This window comes from Blautia fusiformis (assembly GCF_020686995.1).
Taxonomy (GTDB): Bacteria; Bacillota; Clostridia; order Lachnospirales; family Lachnospiraceae; genus Blautia_A; species Blautia_A fusiformis.
On sequence record NZ_JAJEPT010000006.1, the window covers coordinates 96,220 to 120,514 of the forward strand.

General features: G+C 39.7%; 23 protein-coding genes and 2 pseudogenes. 17 read left to right on the top strand and 8 right to left on the bottom strand.

The genetic code is table 11. The features are described 5' to 3' along the window. Positions 1-10 precede the first annotated feature (10 nt). Positions 11-424 (top strand): hypothetical protein, encoded by a 414-nt coding sequence (locus tag LKD46_RS07230; RefSeq protein ID WP_114002501.1) that lies wholly within the window; start codon positions 11-13, stop codon positions 422-424. Positions 425-452: 28 nt separating this feature from the next. On the opposite strand, the gene LKD46_RS07235 is transcribed toward LKD46_RS07230, so the two are convergent. The 3 genes from LKD46_RS07235 to LKD46_RS07245 form a co-directional block, all read right to left on the bottom strand. Then, positions 453-857: an HI0074 family nucleotidyltransferase substrate-binding subunit gene (locus LKD46_RS07235; RefSeq protein ID WP_022426101.1), complete on the bottom strand. Its 405-nt coding sequence runs from the start codon at positions 855-857 to the stop codon at positions 453-455. After that, positions 838-1,119, bottom strand: a complete 282-nt coding sequence (locus tag LKD46_RS07240) for a nucleotidyltransferase family protein (RefSeq protein WP_022426100.1) — start codon at positions 1,117-1,119, stop codon at positions 838-840. Before LKD46_RS07240 ends, LKD46_RS07235 begins: the two co-directional genes overlap by 20 nt. A gap of 137 nt (positions 1,120-1,256) precedes the next feature. Beyond that, entirely contained in the window at positions 1,257-1,772 is a 516-nt protein-coding gene (locus LKD46_RS07245; RefSeq protein WP_110103039.1) for a helix-turn-helix domain-containing protein, read from the bottom strand. 421 nt (positions 1,773-2,193) lie between these two features. Here LKD46_RS07245 and LKD46_RS07250 point away from each other — a divergent pair, with 421 nt between their 5' ends. The 10 genes and pseudogenes from LKD46_RS07250 (at position 2,194) to recD2 (ending at position 12,192) form a co-directional block, all read left to right on the top strand. Then, a complete protein-coding gene (locus LKD46_RS07250; protein WP_330409225.1) occupies positions 2,194-2,454 on the top strand; it encodes a hypothetical protein in 261 nt (86 codons plus the stop codon). Between the two features lie 287 nt (positions 2,455-2,741). Beyond that, positions 2,742-3,356 (top strand): GNAT family N-acetyltransferase, encoded by a 615-nt coding sequence (locus LKD46_RS07255; RefSeq protein WP_173770512.1) that lies wholly within the window; start codon positions 2,742-2,744, stop codon positions 3,354-3,356. A 685-nt stretch (positions 3,357-4,041) separates the two neighbouring features. Then, positions 4,042-4,788 (top strand): helix-turn-helix domain-containing protein, encoded by a 747-nt coding sequence (locus LKD46_RS07260; protein WP_110103042.1) that lies wholly within the window; start codon positions 4,042-4,044, stop codon positions 4,786-4,788. A 3-nt stretch (positions 4,789-4,791) separates the two neighbouring features. Continuing rightward, complete coding sequence (locus LKD46_RS07265; protein WP_110103043.1) at positions 4,792-5,058, top strand: hypothetical protein; 267 nt, start codon at positions 4,792-4,794, stop codon at positions 5,056-5,058. A 132-nt stretch (positions 5,059-5,190) separates the two neighbouring features. Next, a pseudogene (locus tag LKD46_RS16760) lies at positions 5,191-5,608 on the top strand (GNAT family N-acetyltransferase). 159 nt (positions 5,609-5,767) lie between these two features. After that, a complete protein-coding gene (locus LKD46_RS07275) occupies positions 5,768-6,580 on the top strand; it encodes a purine-nucleoside phosphorylase (protein WP_147602738.1) in 813 nt (270 codons plus the stop codon). Positions 6,581-6,617: 37 nt separating this feature from the next. Next, entirely contained in the window at positions 6,618-7,808 is a 1,191-nt protein-coding gene (locus LKD46_RS07280) for a phosphopentomutase (RefSeq protein WP_015526454.1), read from the top strand. A 12-nt stretch (positions 7,809-7,820) separates the two neighbouring features. Beyond that, the gene (gene deoC / locus LKD46_RS07285) at positions 7,821-8,489 is read left to right on the top strand and encodes a deoxyribose-phosphate aldolase (RefSeq protein WP_015526453.1); all 669 of its coding nucleotides are present in this window, start codon (positions 7,821-7,823) and stop codon (positions 8,487-8,489) included. Between the two features lie 258 nt (positions 8,490-8,747). After that, on the top strand, positions 8,748-9,440 hold the full coding sequence (locus LKD46_RS07290) for an MBL fold metallo-hydrolase (RefSeq protein WP_114002500.1): 693 nt from the start codon (positions 8,748-8,750) through the stop codon (positions 9,438-9,440). Positions 9,441-9,561: 121 nt separating this feature from the next. Then, positions 9,562-12,192 (top strand): SF1B family DNA helicase RecD2, encoded by a 2,631-nt coding sequence (gene recD2 / locus LKD46_RS07295; RefSeq protein WP_147602736.1) that lies wholly within the window; start codon positions 9,562-9,564, stop codon positions 12,190-12,192. A gap of 29 nt (positions 12,193-12,221) precedes the next feature. Here the strand turns inward: recD2 and LKD46_RS16855 are convergent. Then, positions 12,222-12,305: pseudogene (locus tag LKD46_RS16855) on the bottom strand (AsnC family transcriptional regulator); the annotation flags it as partial. A gap of 35 nt (positions 12,306-12,340) precedes the next feature. Between LKD46_RS16855 and LKD46_RS07305 the strand changes: the two are divergent. Continuing rightward, positions 12,341-13,696 carry an MATE family efflux transporter gene (locus LKD46_RS07305; RefSeq protein WP_147602735.1) on the top strand — a complete coding sequence of 452 codons (1,356 nt, stop codon included), beginning with the start codon at positions 12,341-12,343 and terminating at the stop codon, positions 13,694-13,696. 233 nt (positions 13,697-13,929) lie between these two features. Here LKD46_RS07305 and LKD46_RS07315 read toward each other — a convergent pair whose 3' ends face one another. After that, on the bottom strand, positions 13,930-15,126 hold the full coding sequence (locus tag LKD46_RS07315) for an MFS transporter (RefSeq protein ID WP_021651233.1): 1,197 nt from the start codon (positions 15,124-15,126) through the stop codon (positions 13,930-13,932). Positions 15,127-15,129: 3 nt separating this feature from the next. Continuing rightward, on the bottom strand, positions 15,130-15,282 hold the full coding sequence (locus LKD46_RS07320) for a hypothetical protein (protein WP_015526448.1): 153 nt from the start codon (positions 15,280-15,282) through the stop codon (positions 15,130-15,132). A 151-nt stretch (positions 15,283-15,433) separates the two neighbouring features. Here LKD46_RS07320 and LKD46_RS07325 point away from each other — a divergent pair, with 151 nt between their 5' ends. Next, positions 15,434-16,321, top strand: a complete 888-nt coding sequence (locus LKD46_RS07325) for an AraC family transcriptional regulator (protein ID WP_227573957.1) — start codon at positions 15,434-15,436, stop codon at positions 16,319-16,321. 70 nt (positions 16,322-16,391) lie between these two features. On the opposite strand, the gene hcp is transcribed toward LKD46_RS07325, so the two are convergent. Continuing rightward, positions 16,392-17,966, bottom strand: a complete 1,575-nt coding sequence (gene hcp, locus LKD46_RS07330) for a hydroxylamine reductase (protein ID WP_227573958.1) — start codon at positions 17,964-17,966, stop codon at positions 16,392-16,394. 149 nt (positions 17,967-18,115) lie between these two features. On the opposite strand from hcp, the gene LKD46_RS07335 reads away from it, so the two are divergent. Together LKD46_RS07335 and LKD46_RS07340 are read left to right on the top strand one after the other, a co-directional pair. Next, complete coding sequence (locus tag LKD46_RS07335) at positions 18,116-18,808, top strand: Crp/Fnr family transcriptional regulator (RefSeq protein ID WP_178687511.1); 693 nt, start codon at positions 18,116-18,118, stop codon at positions 18,806-18,808. 157 nt (positions 18,809-18,965) lie between these two features. Then, positions 18,966-19,436, top strand: coding sequence for a GNAT family N-acetyltransferase (locus LKD46_RS07340; RefSeq protein ID WP_021651228.1), 471 nt, complete (start codon positions 18,966-18,968; stop codon positions 19,434-19,436). Between the two features lie 59 nt (positions 19,437-19,495). On the opposite strand, the gene LKD46_RS07345 is transcribed toward LKD46_RS07340, so the two are convergent. Continuing rightward, complete coding sequence (locus LKD46_RS07345) at positions 19,496-21,256, bottom strand: diguanylate cyclase domain-containing protein (RefSeq protein WP_227573959.1); 1,761 nt, start codon at positions 21,254-21,256, stop codon at positions 19,496-19,498. A gap of 254 nt (positions 21,257-21,510) precedes the next feature. Here LKD46_RS07345 and LKD46_RS07350 point away from each other — a divergent pair, with 254 nt between their 5' ends. Then, entirely contained in the window at positions 21,511-22,866 is a 1,356-nt protein-coding gene (locus LKD46_RS07350; RefSeq protein WP_059086577.1) for an MATE family efflux transporter, read from the top strand. A 31-nt stretch (positions 22,867-22,897) separates the two neighbouring features. After that, the gene (locus LKD46_RS07355; protein ID WP_178529564.1) at positions 22,898-24,235 is read left to right on the top strand and encodes an MATE family efflux transporter; all 1,338 of its coding nucleotides are present in this window, start codon (positions 22,898-22,900) and stop codon (positions 24,233-24,235) included. The last annotated feature ends 60 nt before the right edge of the window (positions 24,236-24,295 follow it).

Below are 24,295 nucleotides of genomic sequence, written 5' to 3' on the forward strand. Positions count from 1 at the left end.
TTGAAAGCGGATGAAAAATAATTCTTATGACGATATCATTAATTTACCGCATCCGGTCTCTAAGAATCATCCGCAAATGCCACTTCGGGATCGGGCAGCGCAATTTGCTCCTTTTGCAGCCCTGACCGGACATGATGCTGCGATAAAGGAAACGGCAAGATTAACCGATGAAAGATTGGAACTGAGCGAGGAAGCGATTGCTCAGCTGAATGAAAAAATCAATATAATCAGAAATAATATCGGTATAGAACAGAAAGTATCGATAACTTATTTTATTCCCGATGCAAAAAAAGCAGGCGGCTCCTATGTTACGTGCTCTGGTATTGTAAAAAAGATAGACGAATACGAGCATACCATCATTATGACGGATCAAACGGTCATTCCAGTCGAACAGATAAGTGATATTAAATGTGAAGAGTGGTAAATGTGAAAAATGTTTCACTGGTGTTGATTTACTGTTTATAGTATTTCGCAACATCGTTTTTGAATTTTTCAAAAAGAGGATAATAAATATTTATAATGTCTTGAAATTTCTCTGCGGCGAAAGTACCATCGTAATCATGAGACAAATGATTTCTGGATTTCAGCATTTGCAGCCAGGTGTCATCATCAATAATACCATTGGTAAATGCCTGCTGCAGAGTTTCGCGTGGAGAGCCAACTGCAAAATCAAGAATTCCCATTTTTTTGATCAGAATATCTTTCATAACTTTCCAGGAGATGTCGAAAGTAAGACTGAAATTGAGAACAGTTCCTTCGAGAACAAAATCGGTCTTGGGGTCGGCTGTTTTGCTTTTTGCAAGATTGGAGAGACTTTTACAGAAAGTGTTATAGCGGTTAATAAATTTGTTTTCCATATTTTTTTATATCCTCCAATAAATACTCATTTTTTATACTGTCAAAGTCAAAAATATCAATTTTCCTTAGCGTTTCAATCTTCTGAAGATCATCTTCTAACTGCATTAGATTATCACAGCCGTATACTACAAAATCAATATCACTGGTGGGGGTTGCAGTGCCTGTGGCGAAGGAACCGAATAAATCAAGGCGTTTTACGTTATTTTTTTTGCAAATCATGGTTACTTTTTCGATGATTTCGGAAATTGGCATTACGTTCATGATCCACTCATGTCCTCCTTTACTTGGAAAATTCTGATAAAAATATGATAGCAGTTTCTATAGATTAATTCAACTTTAAAGACACTGACTGCGGTTGGTGTTATTCTATAGTCGTAATCCTTTTGTGGCGTTATGGATTATTTTAATTTTTCTTTTTCGGCATTTAAGAGTTCAAGATTGAGCCCTTGTTCTCCGGCTGTTTTATCTACCCAAAGATTCAAAGAGTCTATGGCTAAAGAAATTTCATCAAGTTTTTTACTGATATAAGCAAAATCTTTCATTTCATCATCGCTGATCTTACCGTCACGGGCAATCTGGATTAGACGACCGGTAAGAGGGTTGATTTCATTTAAACTGGCAATTGTCTCCAAAATGATATTTGACAGATCGGTCATTTCTACTTCTGGAACATAACGATAGCCGATTTCGCATTTGTGAGAGCAATAGTAATTGCAAAGATCTGGTCTTTTATAGGCATCTGCCATCTGGAGGATATCATAAGGCGTAGGTTCTTGTGTTTCATATTCAAATTTTTCAATTTTTGAATCAGAGACAGCATCCATTCTTTCACTGGCCTCTGCTCTTGTAAGTCCTGCCGCTTCTCGGCAAAGCTGGTAAATTGTTTTGTTTTCCCTGGTGGATTGTTTACCCATGAGAATTTCCTCCTCGTATATCGCTAAACTTGCGGATTATTTATGTTCCAGGCCGCATGTTGAGCATGTATTTCTTATATGAATTTTATTATACATAAATTATGAACTAACAACAAGTAATAGACTTTGTAAAATTACCTATTTTATAAATCATTTCACGGGAATTTTTTACAATTAAATAATCCATTCCAAGGAAAAGCCAGCCCAGCTATTCATTGGAAAGACCATAGAAAAGACAGGTTCAGATACACTGATTAACCTCAGTATGTCCGGAACTGTTTTTTTGTTGCTATCGTTACTTTCGGGTGTCTTTGCCACGCTTGCTTCCTGGAGATTTCAATGACAACCCTTCTCCCATAAGGTATAATAAAGCAGAGTATTTTGTTTTGCTCACCACGAAACGAGAGGGAGATCTACATTAATGGATGCGAATGTGATCAATGAATTGAAAAGCGGCTTAAATGCCGCTTATATAAATGGTTCTGTGGCAGCAAATCTGGCGTATAAGCCAGTATTTGTGTCGAATAATCCGGAAGATGGGAAGAAAGTTATTTCATCTGTGGAGGATGAATTGCTGCGCTGTGATCAGTTTCAGATCAGTGTTGCATTTATCACGATGGGTGGTGTGACACCGCTCCTGCAGACGTTAAAAGGGCTTGAGGAAAAGGGCATTAAAGGATAGATTCTTACGACCAATTATCTGAATTTCAGCGAACCGAGAGCACTTGAGAAACTCAATGGATTGAAAAACATTACGTTGAAAATGTATGACGTGCATCAGAACTTAGAAGTAGGAGATATGGTGCAGGAGAGGGTGATACGGAGAGATACGAATATGAGTGCCCTTGCGGGAAAGGAAAAATCATAGAAGAACATGATAATATTCCTGGATTTCGTGATCATGATGTTTGGATAAGTTGTGATGAATGTTCCAAAATATACATTGGATACTTCAAAAGGAGTTCGCGGTTGGGAATTAGTGGAGAAAGAATAAATATGGGAAGATTAAAAAGCTGGATCCTAACGACATTTTATAAAAATGAGCTGCTTGCGATACAAAAAGAATATGAACGTAAGGTAAAGGAAATTAACTATGAAGCTCAAAAGAAAACGAAGCTGATTGATACAGTTCATAGAGTGTTTCGTGAACCTAATCATGTGATTATTGGAGTAGAAACTAATAAAATGGGGGATGAGGTTCTTGTTGTTCAGTGGATACATAGCAATGATATATGGATTATGCTATACAACGACAAATATAAAGCCTGTAGCAATCATCCTAGAATTATGGCTACTTATGAGAAGCCTTACGGAGAAGCTGAGTATATTCATATAGATGATATTATGGTAGAAGATAAAGAGATAGGTAATGGATCAATCCTTATGGAATATTTCCTTAAATACTGTAAAACGACGCCAGCAAAATATATATCGGGTAGTTTATCGTCTGTAGATTCAGATCATTTTGATAGATCAGAACATTATTATCAAAAGCATGGATTTAAAGTTGAATTTTATGAAGGGCGAAAATCCGGTAGTATTAGGTATGACATGAATGACAAGAAAACAAGGAATAAATTATAATATTGATACAAGAACGTATGTTCGATATAATAACTCTAGGATCGCCAAATTATCACAACTAAAAACATATCTCTACCTTTCGGGAATACCCCTCATTTCAGGTATATCCTGTCAAGAAAGATGAAGATATTGTTTTATGACTTTGGTTTCCTGAGGCCACACAGTTCAGAAAGTGTATCTTTTTTAGAATTCCTTTTTGTAGATACTTTCTGATTTTTTTCACCTTAGAGGGTGGCTAAGGCTGTCATTTCCTGTTCCGTAGTTATATCAAGATATACCATCGTTGTTTCTACGGAGGAATGACCGAGAAGAAATGAAATCTGAATACTACGATGACATTTTGAACGGGAACATGAGCTTCTCATCCTCATGTGCTCAATCAGGGTATCCGTATTGTTTTGTAAATAAGTTACATCTATAATGCTTTTTTCAGAAATTGTAGGAAACATTATAAATGAATATGATGGTAGGCAACATATAAATGCAAACAATATCTCCACCTTTTTTATCTGGAAGTGTGTTAAACACAGGATAATTCAAAAAAAGTGTTGATATGTTTGGGGTTGTGATAATTTGATAAATTTTAGAAAAGGTTACAGATTGACACCTGCTGTCAACCAAAGTTACAATTCATAGTGTTGAGAGCGCTTATCAATGAACTTATGATAAGAAAGGATACAATTTTATGAATGGATTAAAATTTATAAGAACAAGATGCAATATATCTTTAAATGAGTTGGCAGATATTTTGGATGTAAGTCGACAGCAGGTAAGTGCCTGGGAAAACGGTGTAAAGCCTATTTCTCAGAAAAGATTAAACCAGTTATCGAAGTATTTTGGTGTTGACGAAAAATATTTTCTGGATATATCAGAAGATGATAAAGAGTTTATTGTTTCCAAAGCTCTATATCGCCGTCAGGACAATGAAAAAGAGATATATTGTTTTGTAAAACAGGGAGAGATGGAAGATGATTTCAAGTATAGACCGTTTTCGTATCCTAATTTTGAGGAATCATTAGATGAACAAATGATTCGTGCGAAGAAAAAGAACAAAGATACAATAGAAGGAATACAGGAAGCAATGAGGTATTTTGGCAAGCCAGATAAGATTATTGAGGAGATTTCTGCAATTAATCGCGGCTGTAAGGTTTATGATGCACTTACAAAGTATTTGAGACAAATGCCAAAAGAGGCTCCGGGAACAATTATTTTGTATTATAATATGGTCAGAAATGTTCTTTTTTCGCTTCTGATTGCCAATGGACTGATGAGTAAGGAAGAACTTGAAAAAGAATTTGAGCATAATATTGGAAGTAAATTGTATGATGATATGGAATGGATCTATGAACAAGCTGATATTTTCAAAAAGAGATATGATTATAAAGTGAAACTGGTTGAAGAACAAAGGATTAAATTCCAAAAAGAGGAATAGAAAATGAAAAGTGAAAAAACAGGTACCTCAATGAGTAGAATTGAAAATACAAGATTAATATCCGCAGTTTATTGTGACTGTAAAAAGTGTTTTCATTCTGTAAATAAAAATGGAATGCTATATTGTAAATATTATGATCTTTTTTCACCTATAAAGAAAAAATGCGCCAGATATTCGTTCCTTGATAAAGGGAAAAAGAAAAGAATATTGCCGAAAGAGAAACCCAAAAGAGTAAAAAAGGAACCTACGTTTCCATGGGAAACCCCGTAAAATGTATCTGATAATTTGCAGAAAGAGTAAAAAATGGAAGATAAATCAGTGGTAGCTCAAAGATCGATTAGATATTTGGATGATAAAGTTTCTTTGTTAAAGAGAAATCAAAGCTGATGGAGGATAATCGTTATGATCAGAAAGATGCAGAACATAGATATTAATAGAGTTGCTGACATATGGTTGAAAACCAATTTAAAAGCGCATGATTTTATTCCTGAGCAATATTGGACAAGTAATTATGAATTAGTGAAAGAAATGATGTTACAAGCGGAAGTCTATGTGTATGGAAATGATTCAGGGGTTTGTCGGATTAAGTAACGAATACATGGAAGGTATTTTTGTTTCTGATGAAATGCAGTCATGTGGTATAGGTAAACTTTTATTAGAGTATATCAAGAATAAAAAAGCTAGATTGCGATTAAACGTATACCAGAAGAATGCCAGAGCCATCTCTTTTTACCAAAGAGAAGGGTTCGATATTCAATGCGAAGGATTCGATGATGCTACTGGTGAAAAAGAATACACAATGTTGTGGCAACAGAAATAGAAAGCGGATTTTGGGGGAGGATTTTATATGGAGTTTAACAATAAAGTAGTGATTGTGACGGGAGGCGCTCAGGGCATTGGAAAGACCATTGCAGAGGAATTGCCTTTATGAAAAAGCATAAATATAATGACAATACCTAAAAGAAAGGAAGAAGTAATCATGTATAAAAAATTAATGACATGCCTGGAAAGCGTAAGAAAGAAAATTGATTTCAAACCAGAAGTTGCACTGATTCTTGGATCCGGACTTGGAAATTTTGCAGATGGAATTCAGATTGAACAGACCATCGACTATACGGACATCGAGGGATTTCCGGTTTCTACTGTAAAAGGACATAAGGGACGTTTTGTGTTTGGGTATGTGGAGAAAACACCGGTTGTAATCATGCAGGGACGTGTTCATTATTATGAAGGATACGCAATGTCAGATGTTGTTCTTCCAACGCGTCTTATGGGAATGCTCGGTGCGAAAAAAATCCTTCTCACTAATGCTGCAGGAGGAGCTAATCCTTCCTATAAACCGGGAGATTTCATGATGATCACAGATCACATTACAACGGGAGTTCCAAGTCCTCTGATAGGACCGAACATAGATGAGCTGGGAACCAGATTTCCGGATATGAGTGAGGTATACAGCCGCCGTCTTCAGGATGTGATCCGCAAATGTGCAAAAGAATGTGACATCAAACTTCAGGAAGGTGTTTATGTACAGTTTACAGGACCAAATTATGAGACTCCTGCAGAAGTAAGACTTGCACAGAGATGGGGTGGAGATGCAGTTGGAATGAGCACCGCATGCGAAGCTATGGCTGCCCGACACATGGGAATGGAAATCTGTGGAATTTCCTGTATCACAAATATGGCAGCAGGAATTTCCCAAAAAGAGCTTAACCATAAAGAAGTGCAGGAAACAGCAGACCGCGTAGCGAAATCCTTCAAGGAATTAGTAACAAAAGTTGTTGTAAATATGTAAGATCCATAAGTAAGACAGCAGAAAGGAGACAAAAATTATGAAGAAATATAAGAGAATATTTACTATTGTAATAGACTCCTTTGGGGCAGGAGAAATGCCGGACGCAGCCCAGTACGGGGATGAAGGAACAGATACTATGGGACATATTTCCCAGAATGTAGATGAATTTACGATTCCAAACCTTCAGAAGCTTGGAATTGCAAATCTTCATCCGTTGAAACAGGTTGCAGCAGTGGAGCGACCAATGGGTTATTATACATTTTTAAAAGAAGCCAGTACCGGAAAAGATACTATGACAGGACACTGGGAAATGATGGGGCTTCACATCACAAAACCGTTTAAGACTTTTACAGAGACCGGATTTCCAAAAGAGCTGATCGATGAGCTTGAGAAGAGAACGGGACATAAAGTAATTGGAAACAAGAGCTCCAGCGGAACAGAGATCCTGGATGAACTGGCTGAGGAAGAAATCGCTACCGGTCATATGATCGTTTACACATCTGCTGATTCTGTATTGCAGATCTGCGGAAACGAGGAGACTTTCGGACTGGATGAACTGTATCGCTGCTGTGAGATCGCCCGTGATATCACCATGAGGGATGAGTGGAAAGTCGGACGTGTTATTGCAAGACCTTACCTTGGCAAGAAAAAAGGTGAGTTCAAACGTACCAGCAACCGCCATGATTATGCACTGAAGCCTTACGGAAAAACTGCGCTTAATGCATTGAAGGATGCAGGTTATGATGTGATCTCCGTTGGAAAGATTTTTGATATTTTTGACGGCGAGGGACTGACAGAGTCCAATAAGTCAAAAAGCTCTGTTCATGGAATGGAGCAGACAATTGACATTGCGAAAAGAGAGTTTGAGGGGCTTTGTTTTGTAAATCTTGTAGATTTCGATGCTCTTTGGGGACATCGACGCAATGTAAAGGGATATGCAGAGGAACTGGAAAGATTTGATGTAAAACTTGGTGAACTTCTTGATGAGCTTCGTGAGGATGACCTTCTGATCATTACAGCTGACCACGGAAATGATCCGACGCATACAGGAACTGATCACACAAGAGAAAAAGTACCATTTTTTGCTTATTCTCCATCTATGGAGGGATACGGAAAACTGGAAGATCAGAATACTTTTGCAGTAATCGGTGCAACGATCGCAGATAATTTTGAAGTTAAGATGCCGGAGGGAACAATTGGAAGTTCTCTTCTGGATGAGCTGAAGTAAAAGGAAGGTAAAATGGATAAAAAAGATATATTAAAAAAAGTGGATCATACATTACTTGGACAGACTGCAACATGGGATGATATTCGAGGAATCCTGGATGATGCCATGAAATATGAGGCTGCATCTGCATGTATTCCGGCTGCTTACGTAAAACAGGCAGCGGAATATGTAGCGGGAAAACTTCCGATTTGTACAGTGATCGGTTTTCCGAACGGATATAATACAACTGCTGTAAAGGTATTTGAGACGAAAGATGCCATTGCAAATGGTGCTTCAGAAATCGATATGGTTATTAACATCGGATTTTTAAAGGATGGAAGATATGAGGAAGTAGAGAATGAGATTCGTGCGATCCATGAAGCTTGTGATGGAAGAATCCTCAAAGTCATTATTGAGACATGCCTTCTTACCGAAGAAGAGAAAATTAAAATGTGTGAGATCGTTACAAATGCAGGAGCAGAATTTATCAAAACTTCTACCGGATTTTCTACAGCGGGAGCAACTTTTGCAGATGTAGAGCTGATGAAGAAATATATTGGAAAAGATGTAAAAGTTAAGGCAGCAGGTGGAATTTCATCCTTCGATGATGCAGAAAAATTTATCAGTCTTGGCGCAGAGCGTCTTGGAACAAGCCGTCTTATTAAGATCCTGAAAAATACGGACACTGGTGCAGGATATTAACACTGTGAAAGAGGACTGTCAAAGACAGGATTATACATAAATTATGAACTAACAACAAGTAATAGAATTTGTAAAAGTATCATTTCACATTTTTCTACCAGCTGTGGATAAAGGATGGACGGAATCTAAAAAATACGATAAAATCTGCATTAGAAATGCTGTTGTCGTGAAATTTACAAACGCTCGAAAAAGGAAAAATAAACATGGCAAAGAAAGATTTGCTATCCGGTACCGGCGTTAATTTATATAGGTGATATTATGAAAATTACTTACATTAACCACAGTGGATTTTTGGTTGAGACCAGAGACTGCTACTATATTTTTGATTATTACAAGGGTGAATTACCGAATCTTGACAAGGAGAAAGAAGTGATCGTTTTTTGCAGTCACTTCCATAAGGATCATTTTAACCCACAAATTTTTGGGATCCTTGATGATATGGGAATGACTTATCAGGCAATCCTGGCGAATGATATACGAAAAAGGAATCATTTGTCGGATATGAAGATCACATATGTTTATCATGATCAAGCTTATAGTTTGGATAATGAAACCAAAGTTGATACATTGCTATCTAACGATAGTGGTGTCGCATTTATTGTCAAAACAAAGGAAGGTACCATTTATCATGCCGGTGATTTAAACGACTGGTATTGGGATGGTGGGTCGAAAGCTGATAACCAGAGACTTACTTCAGCATATCGCGCGGCGATCAGGAAAATCAAGGGTATGCATTTTGACGCTGCATTTGTTCCCTTGGATCCGAGACAGGGAGATCACTATGCTGACGGGATCCTGTATTTCCTTAAAAATGTAGATTGCAATGTCATTTTTCCAATGCATTACTGGAATGATGCCAATGTAATTAAGCGGTTTATTACTGAATATCCGCAATATAAGTCACGCATTAGAAACACAGAATGTACAAAAGGAGAAGAAATTTCATCGTAGACCCAGATGACTATTGGCTTGAGATTCTGCCGTAAAGCGGATGTATGTTGGTGATCTTTTATGGATCAGAGCATTTTATTCTGTGGTCATTTGTGATGAATTATGAGAGAAGGAGACGGGCATGGAGCACTTACGTTGTGTAGTTGAGAGAATTACATATCAGAATGCCGACAATGGCTACACGGTTCTGAAATGTGCGGTGAAGAATTACAGTGATCTTGTCACAGTAGTTGGCACGATGCCGGATACCCATGTTGGTTCTGTGCTGTCTCTGGAAGGTATGTGGAAGATGGATGCCAAATATGGGCGGCAGTTTTTGGTGGAGAAATTTGAAGAGACACTTCCTGCCACAGTATATGGAATCGAAAAATATCTTGGTTCCGGTCTGGTGAAGGGCGTTGGTCCAAAGTTTGCAAAAAGAATTGTGGAAAAATTCGGGAAGGATACACTGGATGTTATTGAAGAGACACCAGATGAACTGCTCAAAGTATCAGGTATAGGAAAAGTACGTGTAGACCGGATCAAAACAAGCTGGCAGGAGCAGAAAGAGATCAAGAATATCATGCTTTTTCTGCAGAGTCATGAGGTCAGCACCTCTCATGCGACAAAGATTTTCAAGACGTATGGAAGTGAAAGCATTGCGATCGTAAAGGAGAACCCATACCGGCTTGCAGATGACATCTGGGGAATTGGATTTAAGACAGCGGATTCCATTGCACAGAAGATGGGGATTGACAAAGGCAAATTTGTCCGTCTGCGCAGTGGTATTTTTTATACATTGAATAAGCTGGCAGAAGCAGGTCATTGTTATACAACAAGAGAACAGCTGACTGGAAGGGCAAAGGAACTTCTGGAAGTGGAAGAACCGGAGCTGGAGATTACCTTGGATGAGATGATCCGCACGAATGATGTGATCAGAGATGAAGCAGAAGATCGGGAAGTAATCTATCTGCCCCCATATTATTTTTCAGAAAGTGGCTGTGCAAAGCGGCTGCTTCGGTTGATGTCCTGTGGAAAGAAGAAATCTGAGGATACGGAAGAAATATTGGAGAAAGTAGCAGCTTCATCAGAAATTACTTATGACGAGATTCAGTGGCAGGCGGTAAAGACAGCGGTTTCCTCTAAGGTCATGGTGCTGACCGGTGGACCTGGAACCGGAAAGACTACAACAACTCTGGGAATTATTTCTGCATATAAGCAGGCTGGATGTCAGATCATTCTTGCTGCACCGACTGGAAGAGCAGCAAAGAGAATGTCAGAAGCAACTGGAATGGAAGCAAAAACGATTCACCGGTTATTGGAATATAAACCTCCGGAAGGCTATCAGAAAAATGAAGAACATCCGCTGGAAGGAGATGTGCTGATACTGGATGAATGTTCCATGATCGATATTATGCTGATGTATAATCTTTTAAAAGCATTGCCGCAGCAGATGTCTCTGATTCTGGTAGGCGACATTGATCAGCTGCCAAGTGTCGGAGCGGGCAATGTTCTCAGAGATATTATTGATTCCGGATGTGTTCCGGTAGTTCGTCTGACCAGGATTTTCCGTCAGGCACAGGGAAGCCGGATCATCATGAATGCACACCGGATCAATAGAGGGGAAGGCATTGATATGAGAGGCGGGAAAGATGCCGACTTTTTCTTTGCCACCAAAGAGAGTAATCAGGAAGTGGTGGATACTATCGTCCAATATTGTAAGACGAACCTGCCGAGATACTATCATGTAGATCCACTGCAGGATATTCAGGTGCTGACTCCGATGCAGAGAGGCGAATGTGGGGCAGTAAATCTGAACCAGGTGCTGCAGGAAGCCATGAATCCGTCAAAGATCTTTCTGCGGAGAGGCGGCACACAGTACCGGCTGAAGGATAAGGTGATGCAGATCCGGAATGATTACGATAAGGAAGTATTTAACGGAGATATTGGGACTATCACAAAAGTTGACGTGGAAGAACGGGAACTGACAGTTCTGTTTGATGAACGGGAAGTAGTCTATGATGTGACAGAGCTGGACGAACTGGCGCTTGCCTATGCAGTGACGATCCACAAATCCCAGGGAAGCGAATATCCAATCGTTGTCATGCCATTTACCATGAGTCATTTTGTCATGCTACAGAGAAATCTCCTTTATACGGGTGTGACCAGGGCGAAAAAGATCCTGGTACTTGTCGGAGAGAAGAAAGCTGTGTATTATGCGATAAAAAATGAAACGACAACTGGCAGAAATACATGTCTGGCAAGACGTCTGCAGCCGAACAGCAAAGAAGCACAGGAAGTGAAGGCACAGCTTTTGAAAGAAGCAGTAGACGAGACCGCAAATGAGAACGGAAGCGACAGTAAGAAGATGATCGTCTATAAGGGCAGCATCCAGCCTTCTATGGTATGTGAGACACCGGCAGTTTATGAGGGAAATCTTTGGAAACGCCTGTCGCAGTCAAAGTTCAGAAGCAGTTTTTCCCTGAAGGCAAACGATCGGAGTTATGTATCAGAAAAGGGAATGGAGAAAGTACGTGAGCATGCCTGTGATTTTATCAGAAAGCGTCTTGCACCGGCAGAAATACCAAATGATGGAAAACAGACACCGATGAGAGGGCATCCGGTTTTTGTAGCCCAGCATGCCACAGCTACCTGTTGCAGGGGATGTCTGGAAAAATGGCATTGTATTCCGAAAGGACGGGAATTGACAGAAGCGGAGCAGGAATATGTTGTAAATGTGATCATGGAATGGATCGGTCGGGAAATTCATTGAGAGAACGTCTCGGCTTTGGGGTCTGATTTCTATAGCCGTAATCCTTTAATATCTTTAATACGTGATAAGATCGTATTGCAGCTGCAGCTGATAACGCCGGGCAGTGTAGCAATAAGTGAAATTATGAAACCTGTGGAGGAATAGGATAATGTCAAAAGATGAATATTTGATCACAGATGCGCCTCTTAAAGCGCTGACGGTTTTTGCAATGCCAATGATTTTGGGCAGCTTTTTTCAGCAAATATACAATATGGCTGACTCTATCATCGTCGGCCAATTTGTTGGTTCCTCCGCACTTGCAGCTGTCGGGGCCTGTGCAGCGCTGACCAATGTTTTTATTTGTGTGGCACTGGGGGCAGGTGTCGGTGCCGGTGTGCTGGTGAGCCGCTATTTCGGTGCCAGGGAGTATGGAAAAATGAAGACCATCGTGTCAACATCCTTGTTTAGCTTTTTAATTCTAAGTATAGTCCTTGGGGTTTTTGGATTTTGCTTTTCCCACTGGATGATGAGTGTGTTACAAACCCCTGGCGATATACTGGATGATGCAGTGTTATATCTGCGGGTCTATTTCGTGGGATTTCCGTTTCTGTTTATGTATAACATTCTTTCCAATATGTTTACTTCCATAGGCGAATCAAAAATCCCGCTGGGGCTCCTGATATTTTCGTCAATCTTAAATATTTTTATGGATCTCTGGATGGTGGCCGGACTTGGTCTCGGTGTGTTTGGTGCAGCCCTTGCGACTCTTATAGCACAGGGAATTTCTGCGGTGTTTTCACTTTTGCTTTTCCTTAGCCGGATGCGTCGATATAAAAGTCGCTTTGACTGGTTTGACAGGCAGGAGTTACATTCCATGCTTCAAATTGCTGTACCTTCGGTTCTTCAGCAGTCTACAGTGTCCATCGGTATGATGATCGTACAGGCAGTTGTAAATCCCTTCGGTACACAGGCACTCGCAGGGTATGCGGCGACGATGCGGGTAGAGAATGTTTTTTCATTGATTTTTGTTTCTATTGGCAATGCGGTTTCCCCATATGTTTCCCAGAATCTTGGCGCAAAGAAAATTGAACGGATCAAAAAAGGATATCACGCTGCACTGGTGTTAGATCTATGTTTTGCAGTTCTTGCTTTTATAGTCATTGAAACATTGCATACTCAGATTTCCTCGCTATTCCTTGGTAAAGATGGAACTGCCCTGGCCTATCAGGTATCCGAGGGCTATATGAGATGGCTTGGTTACTTCTTCATCTTTATGGGAATCAAAATGGCAACCGATGGGGTTCTTCGTGGTCTTGGGATCATGCGCCCGTTCCTCATTGCAAATATGGTGAACCTGGCGATCCGCCTGTCTGTTGCTTTGATCTGTGCACCGCGTTTTGGCATTGTATTTGTCTGGCTTGCTGTACCAGCCGGTTGGTTTGCAAATTTTTTAATATCCTATATGGCTCTCAGGAGATCATGGCCGACTGATAGCAGCACGGAAGAAGGGGATTACAGTTTGTAATATCCTGGCATACAGCACAGAACGTGTGGCACGTACTGCGATCATGATGATATTAAATCTGAGTTCTGCAATGCGGGTACAGATGAAGATGCTGGCATGCGGAAATCATGACAATTTTACCAGAAATCTTCAGGTTCCGCTCAATGCTGTATCAGGTCTATAGTATCTGGCAGCAAAGTGATGATACAGCTTCCGGGTTTGCAGAGTGAAAAAATATAATTACAATCAATAAGTCAGTGCTTTGATATTTTCTTCCGATACAGCAGGAATAACATAAACAATAGAATTACTGGAAAAATAAGTCCGAATCCCATGCCAATCTTAATATTATTTCCAGCATTCTGAGTGATACGACCAACAATTCCAGGTCCAATGCTGCCACCTAAATCTCCTGCCATGGCAAGAAGAGAGAACATAGCCGTTCCACCTGTTGGAAAAGTTTTTGAGGAAATACTGATGGTTCCAGGCCACATGATTCCAACTGAAAATCCACATGCAATACAACCGATCAGTCCGATGATCGGGTTGGATGACAAAGCAGTAAGCAGATAACAGACAACGCATAATATGCCTGAACCACTCATAAACTTCATTAAATCTAACTGTTCTCCATATTTACCAAAAATTATACGGCTGATTCCCATTGTTACTGCAAACATGCAGGGACCTGTTAGATCTCCCAGAGCTTTTGATAATCCCAGTGCTGATTCTGCATAAGCAGATGCCCATTGAGCCATTGCAAGTTCAGAAGCTCCGGAACAGATCATCAGACATATTGCAACCCAGAAAAATGGCTTGGAAAACAGATCCTTAATTTCCATTCCAGAACCATTGTCAACCAGAGATTCAATGGGACAGGTCATGAAGTTATAAGTATTAATTGCAGGAATGATTGCCCATATTACGGCGAGCCACTTCCAACTGTCTATTCCAAATATCAGGAAAAATAAGCTGGAAATCAAAATTGTCCCAACAGCTCCCCAACAGTAAAACGAATGGAGCAGACTCATAGTTGCTTCTTTGTTTTCAAACGGACAGGCCTCGATAATAGGACTGCAAAGTACTTCTATTAAACCGCTTCCGATGGCATAAACAATAACACTACATATAATTCCAATAAAAGGATCAGGTAAAAAATCAGGTAAAAATGCCAGTCCAAGCAGACCCAGTGCAGCAAATATTTCTGATGCAACAATGCACACACGATATCCGATATGATCTACGAATTTGGCACAGAACAGATCAACCAGAAGCTGTGTGAAAAAGAAGAAAGTGGATATCAGAGCAATGTTACCGAGAGAAATATGGTAGTCACTGTGAAATTTCAAAAAAAGAAGCGGTGCGAAGTTTGCCGCAATAGCCTGTGTGATAAATCCCATATAACAGGCTATTTTTGTCTTATGGTAGTTAGTTTTTTTTACAGCATTCATTTTTTATTTTCCTCTCCGAATGTTTTTAACAGTTTTATGTTCAATCTTCACATTCATCAATACTTCCACAAAAAAGTCTGTTCTGGGTGGTGCGGTTATTTCAATTTTGTCGCCCTCAATGTTGATCTCACTTTCATTCATCCATTTAAAAATCATAAGAATACCTCTTTTCTTTTTTTACTTGATTATATAGCAAATATCATATATATACATTGAATTAAATTGTAGAAATACTGTATAATATCGTAAAAAAGAAAGAACGTGATATGGGATGGATTATAATAAAATACTTACAGACGAGGAGTTCATGGAAATTAAACAGCATGGAAGCAGTGATTATCCATTCCAGTATTATTATGATAATCTGGAATTGTTTGATTTTCATTGTATTGAGTGGCACTGGCACAGAGAATTTGAGTTTTTATATGTCGAGTCCGGACAAGTTACATGCGGAATAGGAGAAAAACAGATTATATTGTCAGAAGGAGAAGCAATTTTTATTAATTCTAAAATATTGCACCGCTTTTATGCATCATCAGGTGGTATCATTCCTAACTTTGTATGTATGCCGGAATTTATTGCGCCGGAGAACAGCCTGATCTATAAGAAATATATCTTGCCAATCATTTCATCGAATATATATTTCCAGCGTTTTCAGCCTGATGAACTATGGCAAACAAAGATCATACAAACTATGATAAAAATAATGGAAATACAGAGGAATGAGAAAATAAAAGAGCTTGCTACTTTGGCATTGCTGCAGGATTTATGGCTGACTTTTTATGAAAATGTAAAGTTATCTGATAAAGGAGATGTACAGACAGTGGATGAAGTTGCACAGAAAAGAGTGCAGTTGATCATGCAATATATACATGAAAACTATAATCGCAATTTGTCTCTGGATGAAATTGCTTCGCATATAGGAATCAGCAAAAGTACTGCACTTAATTTGTTCCACCGTTTTTTACATACTACACCGGTTAATTATCTGATAGGATATCGACTTCAGGCAGCTTCCTGGTTATTGAAAAATACGAATAAAAAAGTAAAAACGATCGCTTATGAAAGCGGATTTCATAACGTTGATTATTTTTGCAGATTGTTTAAAAAACGTTATCATTTAACTCCATCAGAATATCGCTGCACATGTTTAAAAGTGTTGTCGGCTGATCCGAGTCTTCAGACCTGTAAATAAAGCCGATGCAGGACTTTTGGAATCCTGTATCGGCTTTGTTGATTTTGTAAAGGCTTTGAAAAATTTACTTTTACTGGTTCATCAGTGCTTTGATATCTTCTTCCGGTGTGGTGATAGGTGCAATACCATAATTTTCAACCAGAAAGTTCAGAATATTAGGAGAAAGGAACGCCGGAAGAGAAGGACCAAGACGGATATTTTTGATACCCAGATGCAGGAGGGTTAACAGGATACAGACTGCTTTCTGTTCATACCAGGAGAGTACGAAGGAAAGCGGAAGCTCATTTACAGAACATCCAAATGCATCTGCAAGTGCCACAGCAACCTGGATCGCACCATAAGCATCATTACACTGCCCCATATCCATCAGTCGTGGAAGACCACCGATCTCTCCCAGATCGAGATCATTGAAACGGAATTTTCCACATGCCAGGGTGAGAACGATACTGTCAGAAGGTGTCTGCTTCACAAATTCCGTATAATAGTTTCGACCTGGCTTGGCACCGTCACAGCCGGCAACCAGGAAGAAATGGCGGATCGCGCCTGATTTTACGGCTTCTACCACAGTACCTGCATGGGACAGGATAGCTGCATGACCAAAACCGGTTGTCACTTTTTTACCGCCGTTGATACCGGAGAACATACGATCTTCTTTGTAACCGCCCAGCTCCAGTGCTTTTTCAATAAGTGGTGTGAAGTCTTTCTTCTCGTCAATATGGACAGCTCCCGGGAAGGCAACCACTTCTGTTGTAAATACTCTGTCAGCGTAGCTGCTTTTTGGAGGCATCAGACAGTTGGTAGTGTAGAGGATAGGGGCCGGAAGATGGTCAAATTCTTTCTGCTGATTCTGCCATGCAGTTCCGAAATTGCCTTTCAGGTGAGCGTATTTCTTTAAGAATGGATAGGCATGGGCAGGGAGCATTTCACCATGTGTATAGATATTGATTCCTTTTCCCTCAGTCTGTTCAAGTAAAAGCTGCAGATCTTTCAGATCATGTCCGGTCACGACAATAAAAGGCCCTTTTTCTACCGTAAGTGTAACATCAGTTGGCTCTGGTGTTCCATAGGTTTCTGTATTTGCCTTATCAAGAAGTGCCATGCACTTCAGATTGATCTCTCCTGTTTTAAGTACTGTGGAAAGCAGTGCTTCTGTGCTTTCTTCATAACCGATCTTAGATAATGCCTCGCAGAAGAACTGATTCACTTCGGCATCTTCATAATTCAGAACATTTGCATGATAGGCATAGGCAGCCATTCCGCGGATACCAAAGAGAATAAGAGATTTCAAGGAGCGGATATCTTCATTGGCATTCCACAGCTGCTGAAGATCATATTCCTTTGTTCTGCAGTCAGGAGCCAGTCTTTCTTTTTCAGCTCTGACTTTTTGTATCATATTTTCGATTGCTGCATTGTCAAAACTTACATTTGTAACTGTAGTAAACAGTCCTTCGATTATGATCTGTCCGGTTCTTTTTGAAATAGTTTCCGTGCTGTCGGCAGCTTTAGCCAGACTGATCAACGCACCTGTCAGTTCATCCTGTAATTTCGCTGTATCTGCTTTTTTTCCACAGACACCGGCATTTCCGGTGCAGCCGGTACACCCGACAGTCTGTTCACACTGAAAACAAAACATTTTTTTATCCATTATTGTATTCTCCTTTTATTCTGTGATTTTTTCGGAGGATCTTTCTTATTATTTTATCCTCGACCAGTAGTATTTATCCTTGGTTTCTGTTAGGAGTATAGTATAATAATTACAACGTGTATGTTTGATTTCCAACAGGAGGATTAATTTTGAAAAAATATTTACCCATTCTAAGAACGAGCCCTTTCTTTAAAGGTCTTACTGATAATGAGATATTATCCATACTGCATTGTGTAAATGCAGCAACGATCTCCAGAAAACGGGATTCTTATATTTTCAGAGCCGGAGACTCTACCGAAGTAATGGGACTTGTGGTGGCAGGCTGTGTTCTTGTTATTCAGGAAGACCTGTGGGGACATCGGAATATTCTGTCAAAATGTCATGCAGGAGATTTTTTTGGTGAACCATATGCAGCAAGTCCGGGAGCTGTTCTGAATGTCAGTGTGGTAGCAGACGAAGATTGTGAGATTATTTTATTAAATGTTCAAAGGCTTCTGGTTTCCTGCCCAACAGTATGTGACCATCATCAGAAGCTGATCCGTAACCTGGTCGGTGTCCTGGCAAATAAGATCCTGATCCTCAACGATAAGATCACACATGTGGGCAAGCGAACGACAAGGGATAAGCTGTTGTCCTATCTGTCGTCGGTATCTATCAGACAGGCATCGTTATCCTTTGATATTCCTTTTGACCGGCAGCAGCTGGCAGATTATCTTTGCATTGACCGTGCGGCAATGTCTTCGGAGATATCAAAGCTGCAAAAAGAAGGACTTATAAAAACAAACAGAAACCATTTTGAGCTGACTGTCTGTAATGATACGGATTCAGGAATAAAAATGTGATATACATCACGGAAAACGATAAACTTTTTCATTATAATACAAAAGGAAAGTGAGACTGCTTAAAGTGATCCTATTGTTATAAGCGTTCACACGATGGTATTATGGTGTATGTATAAAGAATCTATGAAACCAGTTATTGAAAAACAGGAGGAAAAATATGCTCATCAGAAAAGCAGAAGAAAAAGATATTCCGAGGATCCTGGAATTGTTAGGACAGGTGCTGCAGATCCATGCAGATATAAGGCCTGATATTTTTATTCCGGGCACAACAAAATATACGACAGACGAATTGACAGAGCTTTTGAAAAATGAAGAAAAGCCAGTATATGTTGCAGCGGATGAGGCTGATGTTTGTGTGGGGTATGCATTTTGTCAATTAAAGGAGCAGCCTTTTTCAAACAATATGGTACCGTTTAAATCTCTTTTTATAGATGACCTGTGTGTCGATCAGGAGACACGAGGACAGCATATTGGGGAAAGTCTGTTTGAATATGTAAAAAAAGAAGCAAAGCAGCTGGGATGCTATGAAGTGACATTGAATGTGTGGGCAGGAAATACTTCAGCAGAAAAATTTTATGAAAAAATGGGAATGCGGACAAAAGAAAGGCAGATGGAATACATATTATAAGATGTTGAATTGTTCAGGAAAAAACAGCCGGCTAAGATACAGACTGAGATGTCTGTACCTTAGCCGGAAAATTTATCACTGTAATGAACATGCATAGCTTCCCAGTCCATAAACAATACATAAAATACTCTTCCGTATTGCTGGCTGTCCACAATCCTTCCGTGATCAAGAACAGAAAGGTAAGAGCCGTCCGCTTTTCGGAGATGAAAGTGGATGTAATCATTTTTATTGCCGGCATCGATCTGTTTCCAGATGCTTGCTTCTATCTGCTGCTGTTCATCCTCACGGATCAGGTTGTGGAAGCTTTTATTTGTAAGGCTGAAGAGTTTATCTATAGTTTTATATCCGGTCATTTGAAGGAACTCATGGTTTGCATACAGGAGTTCATCATCATCTTTGTCCGCTCTGTATATGATAAATGCACCCGGAAGGTGTTCAGAGATATCCTTGAATGCAAATCCGAGCTGTTTGCGGACTCCTGACCGGAGCCCCTCCCTGTAAGCCATACATCCGTTTTTTCCGTGAAGCTTTATTTCATAAAGTGCTGCATCTGCACAGCGCATAAGCTGTGAACGGCTGGATGCAAAGGTTGGATATTCTGCATATCCGAGAGAAATAAAAAACGGATATTCTTTTCCCTTGCATGAAAATGTCTTTGGAAGCTTGGTAAATTGCAGCAGCAGTTCTCCCGCTTCTTTATAGGTATGATCCGGCAGAAGAATGCAGAACTCATCGCCACCGTTTCTTCCCAGTAATGTGTTTTTTGGGAAAAAAGCCTTCATGCTATCTGTAAGACTCTTTAGTGCCCTGTCTCCATAGACATGTCCGTAAATATCATTAATAAACTTAAAGTCATCAATATCAAGGAGTGCGGCCACAAAATGCGTTTTTGGATTTTTAGTGATCATCCTTTCGGCTAATTCATCAAATCCATAGCGGTTGTAAATATCGGTGAGAGAATCTGTGTGTGCCAGTATTTGAAATTTGTTTTTATTTTCTTTCGATACTAACCATACCCGGGTAAGACCTGAGAAAAGTAAAACGACAGTAGTAAACATTCCGCCGACGATTATCAGTAATCTAAGGTCTCTCCATCCGCTTTCAGGAGCTACTTCTAATTTCCAGTTCTCTTCCCCTATCGTAAAACCATAAGAAACAGTATGAGTTAATTGGTCGTCTGACTGATAAACAACTTTATAAGTATCGCTCCAGGGAGCGTCGGTTTTTGAGAGTCTGTATTCATATCCGAAATCCGAAAGTGCACTGATCGCATCTGAAAAAATGTCAGGAACACGCAGGATAACAATGGTAAATCCCCAGAAATATTCCTGGTTGTTTTCATCTTTCAGGTAGACTGGATTGCGGACAGCAATTCCACAGCCGCCCCGTTTTAAATCGAAAGGACCTTGTGTAATGATCACGTGATTGTCTCTTGCGTAACAGGAAATTTTGCTGCAATCTTTATCCTGGAGCAGATCGATCTTACTCGCTTCCGTTCCCTCAGAAGGATAAATATCTGTTACATTACCATCCGGAGCAAGCTGTATGCTTTCAATAACGTCAGACATAATATTTTCCGCAATTGTGTCAAACTGACTGATCTTTCCGTTTTCACTGATCAGGACCTGCTTTAGCGTATCTGTGATCGCAATTCCATTTGTAATCTCATTTTTTATACGTTCGCCGTAGGTTGTTGCATTTAATTGTGCTTTTATGTGTTGTTGTTCAGTTTCATGTGAGTCTATTTTGTATACAATTAAACCAACAAGGCATATGCCCAGTAAAAAAACGATAAGAGGTACAATTGTTTTTTTCTTCACCTGGTTCACCTCGTTTTATTAGTTTCACAATAAAATATTATATCATAGAAGTGAAAAAATAGAATGATTTTTTGCGTTAAAGTGATATTGTTTTTTTTATGTACAATGGAAATATGACCAGAGGGTAAAATATAGTATACAATTGAGAATTATATTGGAAAGAATACTGAAAAAACCTCGCGGTTTTGTAGGGTATATGATATACTATTCTTTATAAGTAAATATCTTATCGGAATTCACGGAGGATCTGACCGATGCTGAATAAAAAAGATTTTTTAAAATATGCATCAAAATTAGCATTTCCGATCATGATCCAAAATCTGATCGGAACATTAGTAAATGTTGCGGATACTGTAATGCTGGGATATGTAAGCCAGACTGCCATGTCAGCTTCATCTCTTGCCAACCAGTACACATTTATTCTTTTCTGTTTGTATTATGGCATGGCTACAGGTACTTCGGTTTTATGTGCCCAGTACTGGGGAAAGGGTGATAAAAAGACAGTAGAAAAGATTCTCGGCCTGGCGGAGCGGATCTCACTGATCGTTTCTCTTGTATTTTTCGTTATCTCCTTTTCCATGCCGACTACGATCATGAAGATTTTTACAAACAGTCCGGATACGATTGCTGCCGGCAGCGAGTATTTGAAGGTGATCTCATTTTCCTTTATGTTTATGGGATTCTCTCAGGTTTTCATGAGTGCCCTTCGAAGTGTCGGAAAAATAATGCTGCCTTCTGTTACATACATTGTATCGCTTTGCGTCAATGTATTTTGTAATGCCACCTTTATCTTTGGCCTGTTTGGACTTCCAAAGCTTGGTGTTACCGGTGTTGCCCTTGGTACTGTTATTGCCAGGATCGCAGAGGTATTGATCTGTCTCATCTATTCATTAAACAGCTCCGATGTCAGATTTCGGATAAAATATTTCTGTGCGAAATCCGGTATTCTGTTCAGGGACTTTATGAAAATTGCTTCTCCGGCTGTGATAAATGATGTTGTCTGGAGCTTTGCCAGTTCAGCGTTCGCAGCGATCCTTGGCCACATTGGCGATGATATGGTTGCCGCAAATGCAGTTGCTGTTATGGTGGTAAACATTGGTGCCATCGCCTGTCGCGGTTTTGCCAACGCTACTACCATCATTATCAGCCAGGAGCTTGGTAAAGATCACAAGGATACAGCCAGAGAATATGGGAAACGTATGCTGAGAATAACAATTATCGTAAGTCTCATCGGATGTGCCATTATTCTGGCAGTCCGCCCTATGATACTGGACTTCTACCGGGATAAACTGACAGAGACAGCCATTTATTATCTTGGTATTTTTATAATCATGACAACCTGGCGTCTTGTAGGAGAGGGTATCAATACCTGTCTTATATGCGGATGCTTCAGAGGAGGTGGCGATTCCAGGTTCGGAATGATCGTAGATTCCATATTTATGTGGCTTGTTGCAGTTCCTCTCACCTTCCTTGCCGCATATGTTTTAAAACTGCCGCCTGTCTGGGTATATTTTATAATGACCCTGGATGAGTTCGAAAAAATGCCTGTGGTGTTCATCCACTATTTCAGAAATAAATGGCTTACGAATATTACCAGAGATTTTGACTGATTATGTAACTAAGCAGGAGGCTTTTATAGAAATGAAATACTTTGAGGCAAAAATGTCTTATCCTCAATTTTTAAAATATCTGGTTCCATCGGTGCTGACCATGATCTTTTTATCATTTTATACAACGATAGATGGATTTTTTGTATCACGGTATGCAGGCTCTGACGCGCTTGCAGGAATTAATATTGTTATTCCGATCACCTGTGTTATTTTCGGAACATCTGTCATGCTTGCAACGGGATCAGGTGCCATCATAGGAGAGAGGATGGGACAAAAAAGAGAACAGGAAGCAAATGAGATATTTACTTTTATCACGATCGTGCTGTTCGTACTTTCAGTTGCTTTTACAGCTGTGGGAATCCTTTTTCTGAAACCGATCTGTATTTTTTTAGGAAGCAGTGAGCGCCTGATGGAGCATGTGGTGCCATACGCATTTGTCATATTTTTAGGATCAGTTTCGATGTCATTCAAGCTATTTTTTGAATATCTTGTGAGGACGGATGGGAGATCGTACATCGGAATGATCATGTCTCTGACAGGTCTGGCTTTTAATATTGTTTTCGACTATATTTTTGTGGCTGTATTCAGACTGGGAACGCTTGGAGCTGCATGGGGAACATTTCTCTCCATTACAGTAAGCATGTTGATCGGCTTTATCTATTTTCTGAAATACAGCCATATAAGGTTTTGCAGACCGAAGACCGACATGAGTGTTCTTCTGAAATCCTGCACCAATGGAAGCAGTGAAATGCTGACGGAGATGTCTACCGGGATCACTACATTTTTATTTAATCTTATTATCATGCAATATTTTGGTGAAGATGGAGTTGCGGCTGTGACGATCATTATGTATATTTACTATTTTTTCATCGCTTTTTATATGGGAATTGCCGTTGCAGCGGCTCCGATCATAAGCTATAATTACGGCTCTGAAAATCATGACAAGATCAGAGAAATAACACGATATAGTTTTATTACGATTGCCATCAGTTCAGTATTGATCCTCACGGTATCACTTGTATTTGGAAAACAGATCATCCATTTATTCGTTGGGGAGGGAAATGTATTTACATTGACATGGGATGGCCTGAAGCTGTTTAGTCCGGTCTTCCTGTTTATTGGTTTAAATGTATTTCTTTCCGGATATTTTACTGCCCTGGGAAATGGTTTTATTTCGGCATTGATCTCATCAATGCGTTCTTTGATCCTGGTGGCTGTGTTCATATTGATCCTGCCAAAGCTTATAGGGGTTGCAGGCATCTGGATGACGATGCCGCTGGCAGAAGCCGTGACTATTTTCATGGCGGTTTATCTGTATCGAACATACGGAAAAAGTTTCATGCAGGAAAATTCCAGAGCCACGTCTTAATGATATTTTGCAAAACTTTAACAAAAAAGAGGCCGTCAAGTACGACCTCTTTTTTGTTAT

Excerpts from the sequence above, each read along its gene's own strand:
- LKD46_RS07350 (WP_059086577.1), top strand. The coding sequence starts at position 21,511 with ATGCTGAATAAAAAAGATTTTTTAAAATATGCATCAAAATTAGCATTT.
- LKD46_RS07280 (WP_015526454.1), top strand. The coding sequence starts at position 6,618 with ATGAAGAAATATAAGAGAATATTTACTATTGTAATAGACTCCTTTGGG.
- LKD46_RS07320 (WP_015526448.1), bottom strand. The coding sequence starts at position 15,282 with ATGATTTTTAAATGGATGAATGAAAGTGAGATCAACATTGAGGGCGAC.
- LKD46_RS07250 (WP_330409225.1), top strand. The coding sequence starts at position 2,194 with ATGGATGCGAATGTGATCAATGAATTGAAAAGCGGCTTAAATGCCGCT.
- LKD46_RS07275 (WP_147602738.1), top strand. The coding sequence starts at position 5,768 with ATGTATAAAAAATTAATGACATGCCTGGAAAGCGTAAGAAAGAAAATT.
- LKD46_RS07265 (WP_110103043.1), top strand. The coding sequence starts at position 4,792 with ATGAAAAGTGAAAAAACAGGTACCTCAATGAGTAGAATTGAAAATACA.
- LKD46_RS07290 (WP_114002500.1), top strand. The coding sequence starts at position 8,748 with ATGAAAATTACTTACATTAACCACAGTGGATTTTTGGTTGAGACCAGA.
- LKD46_RS07230 (WP_114002501.1), top strand. The coding sequence starts at position 11 with ATGAAAAATAATTCTTATGACGATATCATTAATTTACCGCATCCGGTC.
- LKD46_RS07325 (WP_227573957.1), top strand. The coding sequence starts at position 15,434 with ATGGAAATTAAACAGCATGGAAGCAGTGATTATCCATTCCAGTATTAT.
- LKD46_RS07240 (WP_022426100.1), bottom strand. The coding sequence starts at position 1,119 with ATGAACGTAATGCCAATTTCCGAAATCATCGAAAAAGTAACCATGATT.
- LKD46_RS07245 (WP_110103039.1), bottom strand. The coding sequence starts at position 1,772 with ATGGGTAAACAATCCACCAGGGAAAACAAAACAATTTACCAGCTTTGC.
- LKD46_RS07305 (WP_147602735.1), top strand. The coding sequence starts at position 12,341 with ATGTCAAAAGATGAATATTTGATCACAGATGCGCCTCTTAAAGCGCTG.
- LKD46_RS07355 (WP_178529564.1), top strand. The coding sequence starts at position 22,898 with ATGAAATACTTTGAGGCAAAAATGTCTTATCCTCAATTTTTAAAATAT.
- LKD46_RS07235 (WP_022426101.1), bottom strand. The coding sequence starts at position 857 with ATGGAAAACAAATTTATTAACCGCTATAACACTTTCTGTAAAAGTCTC.
- LKD46_RS07315 (WP_021651233.1), bottom strand. The coding sequence starts at position 15,126 with ATGAATGCTGTAAAAAAAACTAACTACCATAAGACAAAAATAGCCTGT.
- hcp (WP_227573958.1), bottom strand. The coding sequence starts at position 17,966 with ATGGATAAAAAAATGTTTTGTTTTCAGTGTGAACAGACTGTCGGGTGT.
- deoC (WP_015526453.1), top strand. The coding sequence starts at position 7,821 with ATGGATAAAAAAGATATATTAAAAAAAGTGGATCATACATTACTTGGA.
- LKD46_RS07260 (WP_110103042.1), top strand. The coding sequence starts at position 4,042 with ATGAATGGATTAAAATTTATAAGAACAAGATGCAATATATCTTTAAAT.
- recD2 (WP_147602736.1), top strand. The coding sequence starts at position 9,562 with ATGGAGCACTTACGTTGTGTAGTTGAGAGAATTACATATCAGAATGCC.
- LKD46_RS07340 (WP_021651228.1), top strand. The coding sequence starts at position 18,966 with ATGCTCATCAGAAAAGCAGAAGAAAAAGATATTCCGAGGATCCTGGAA.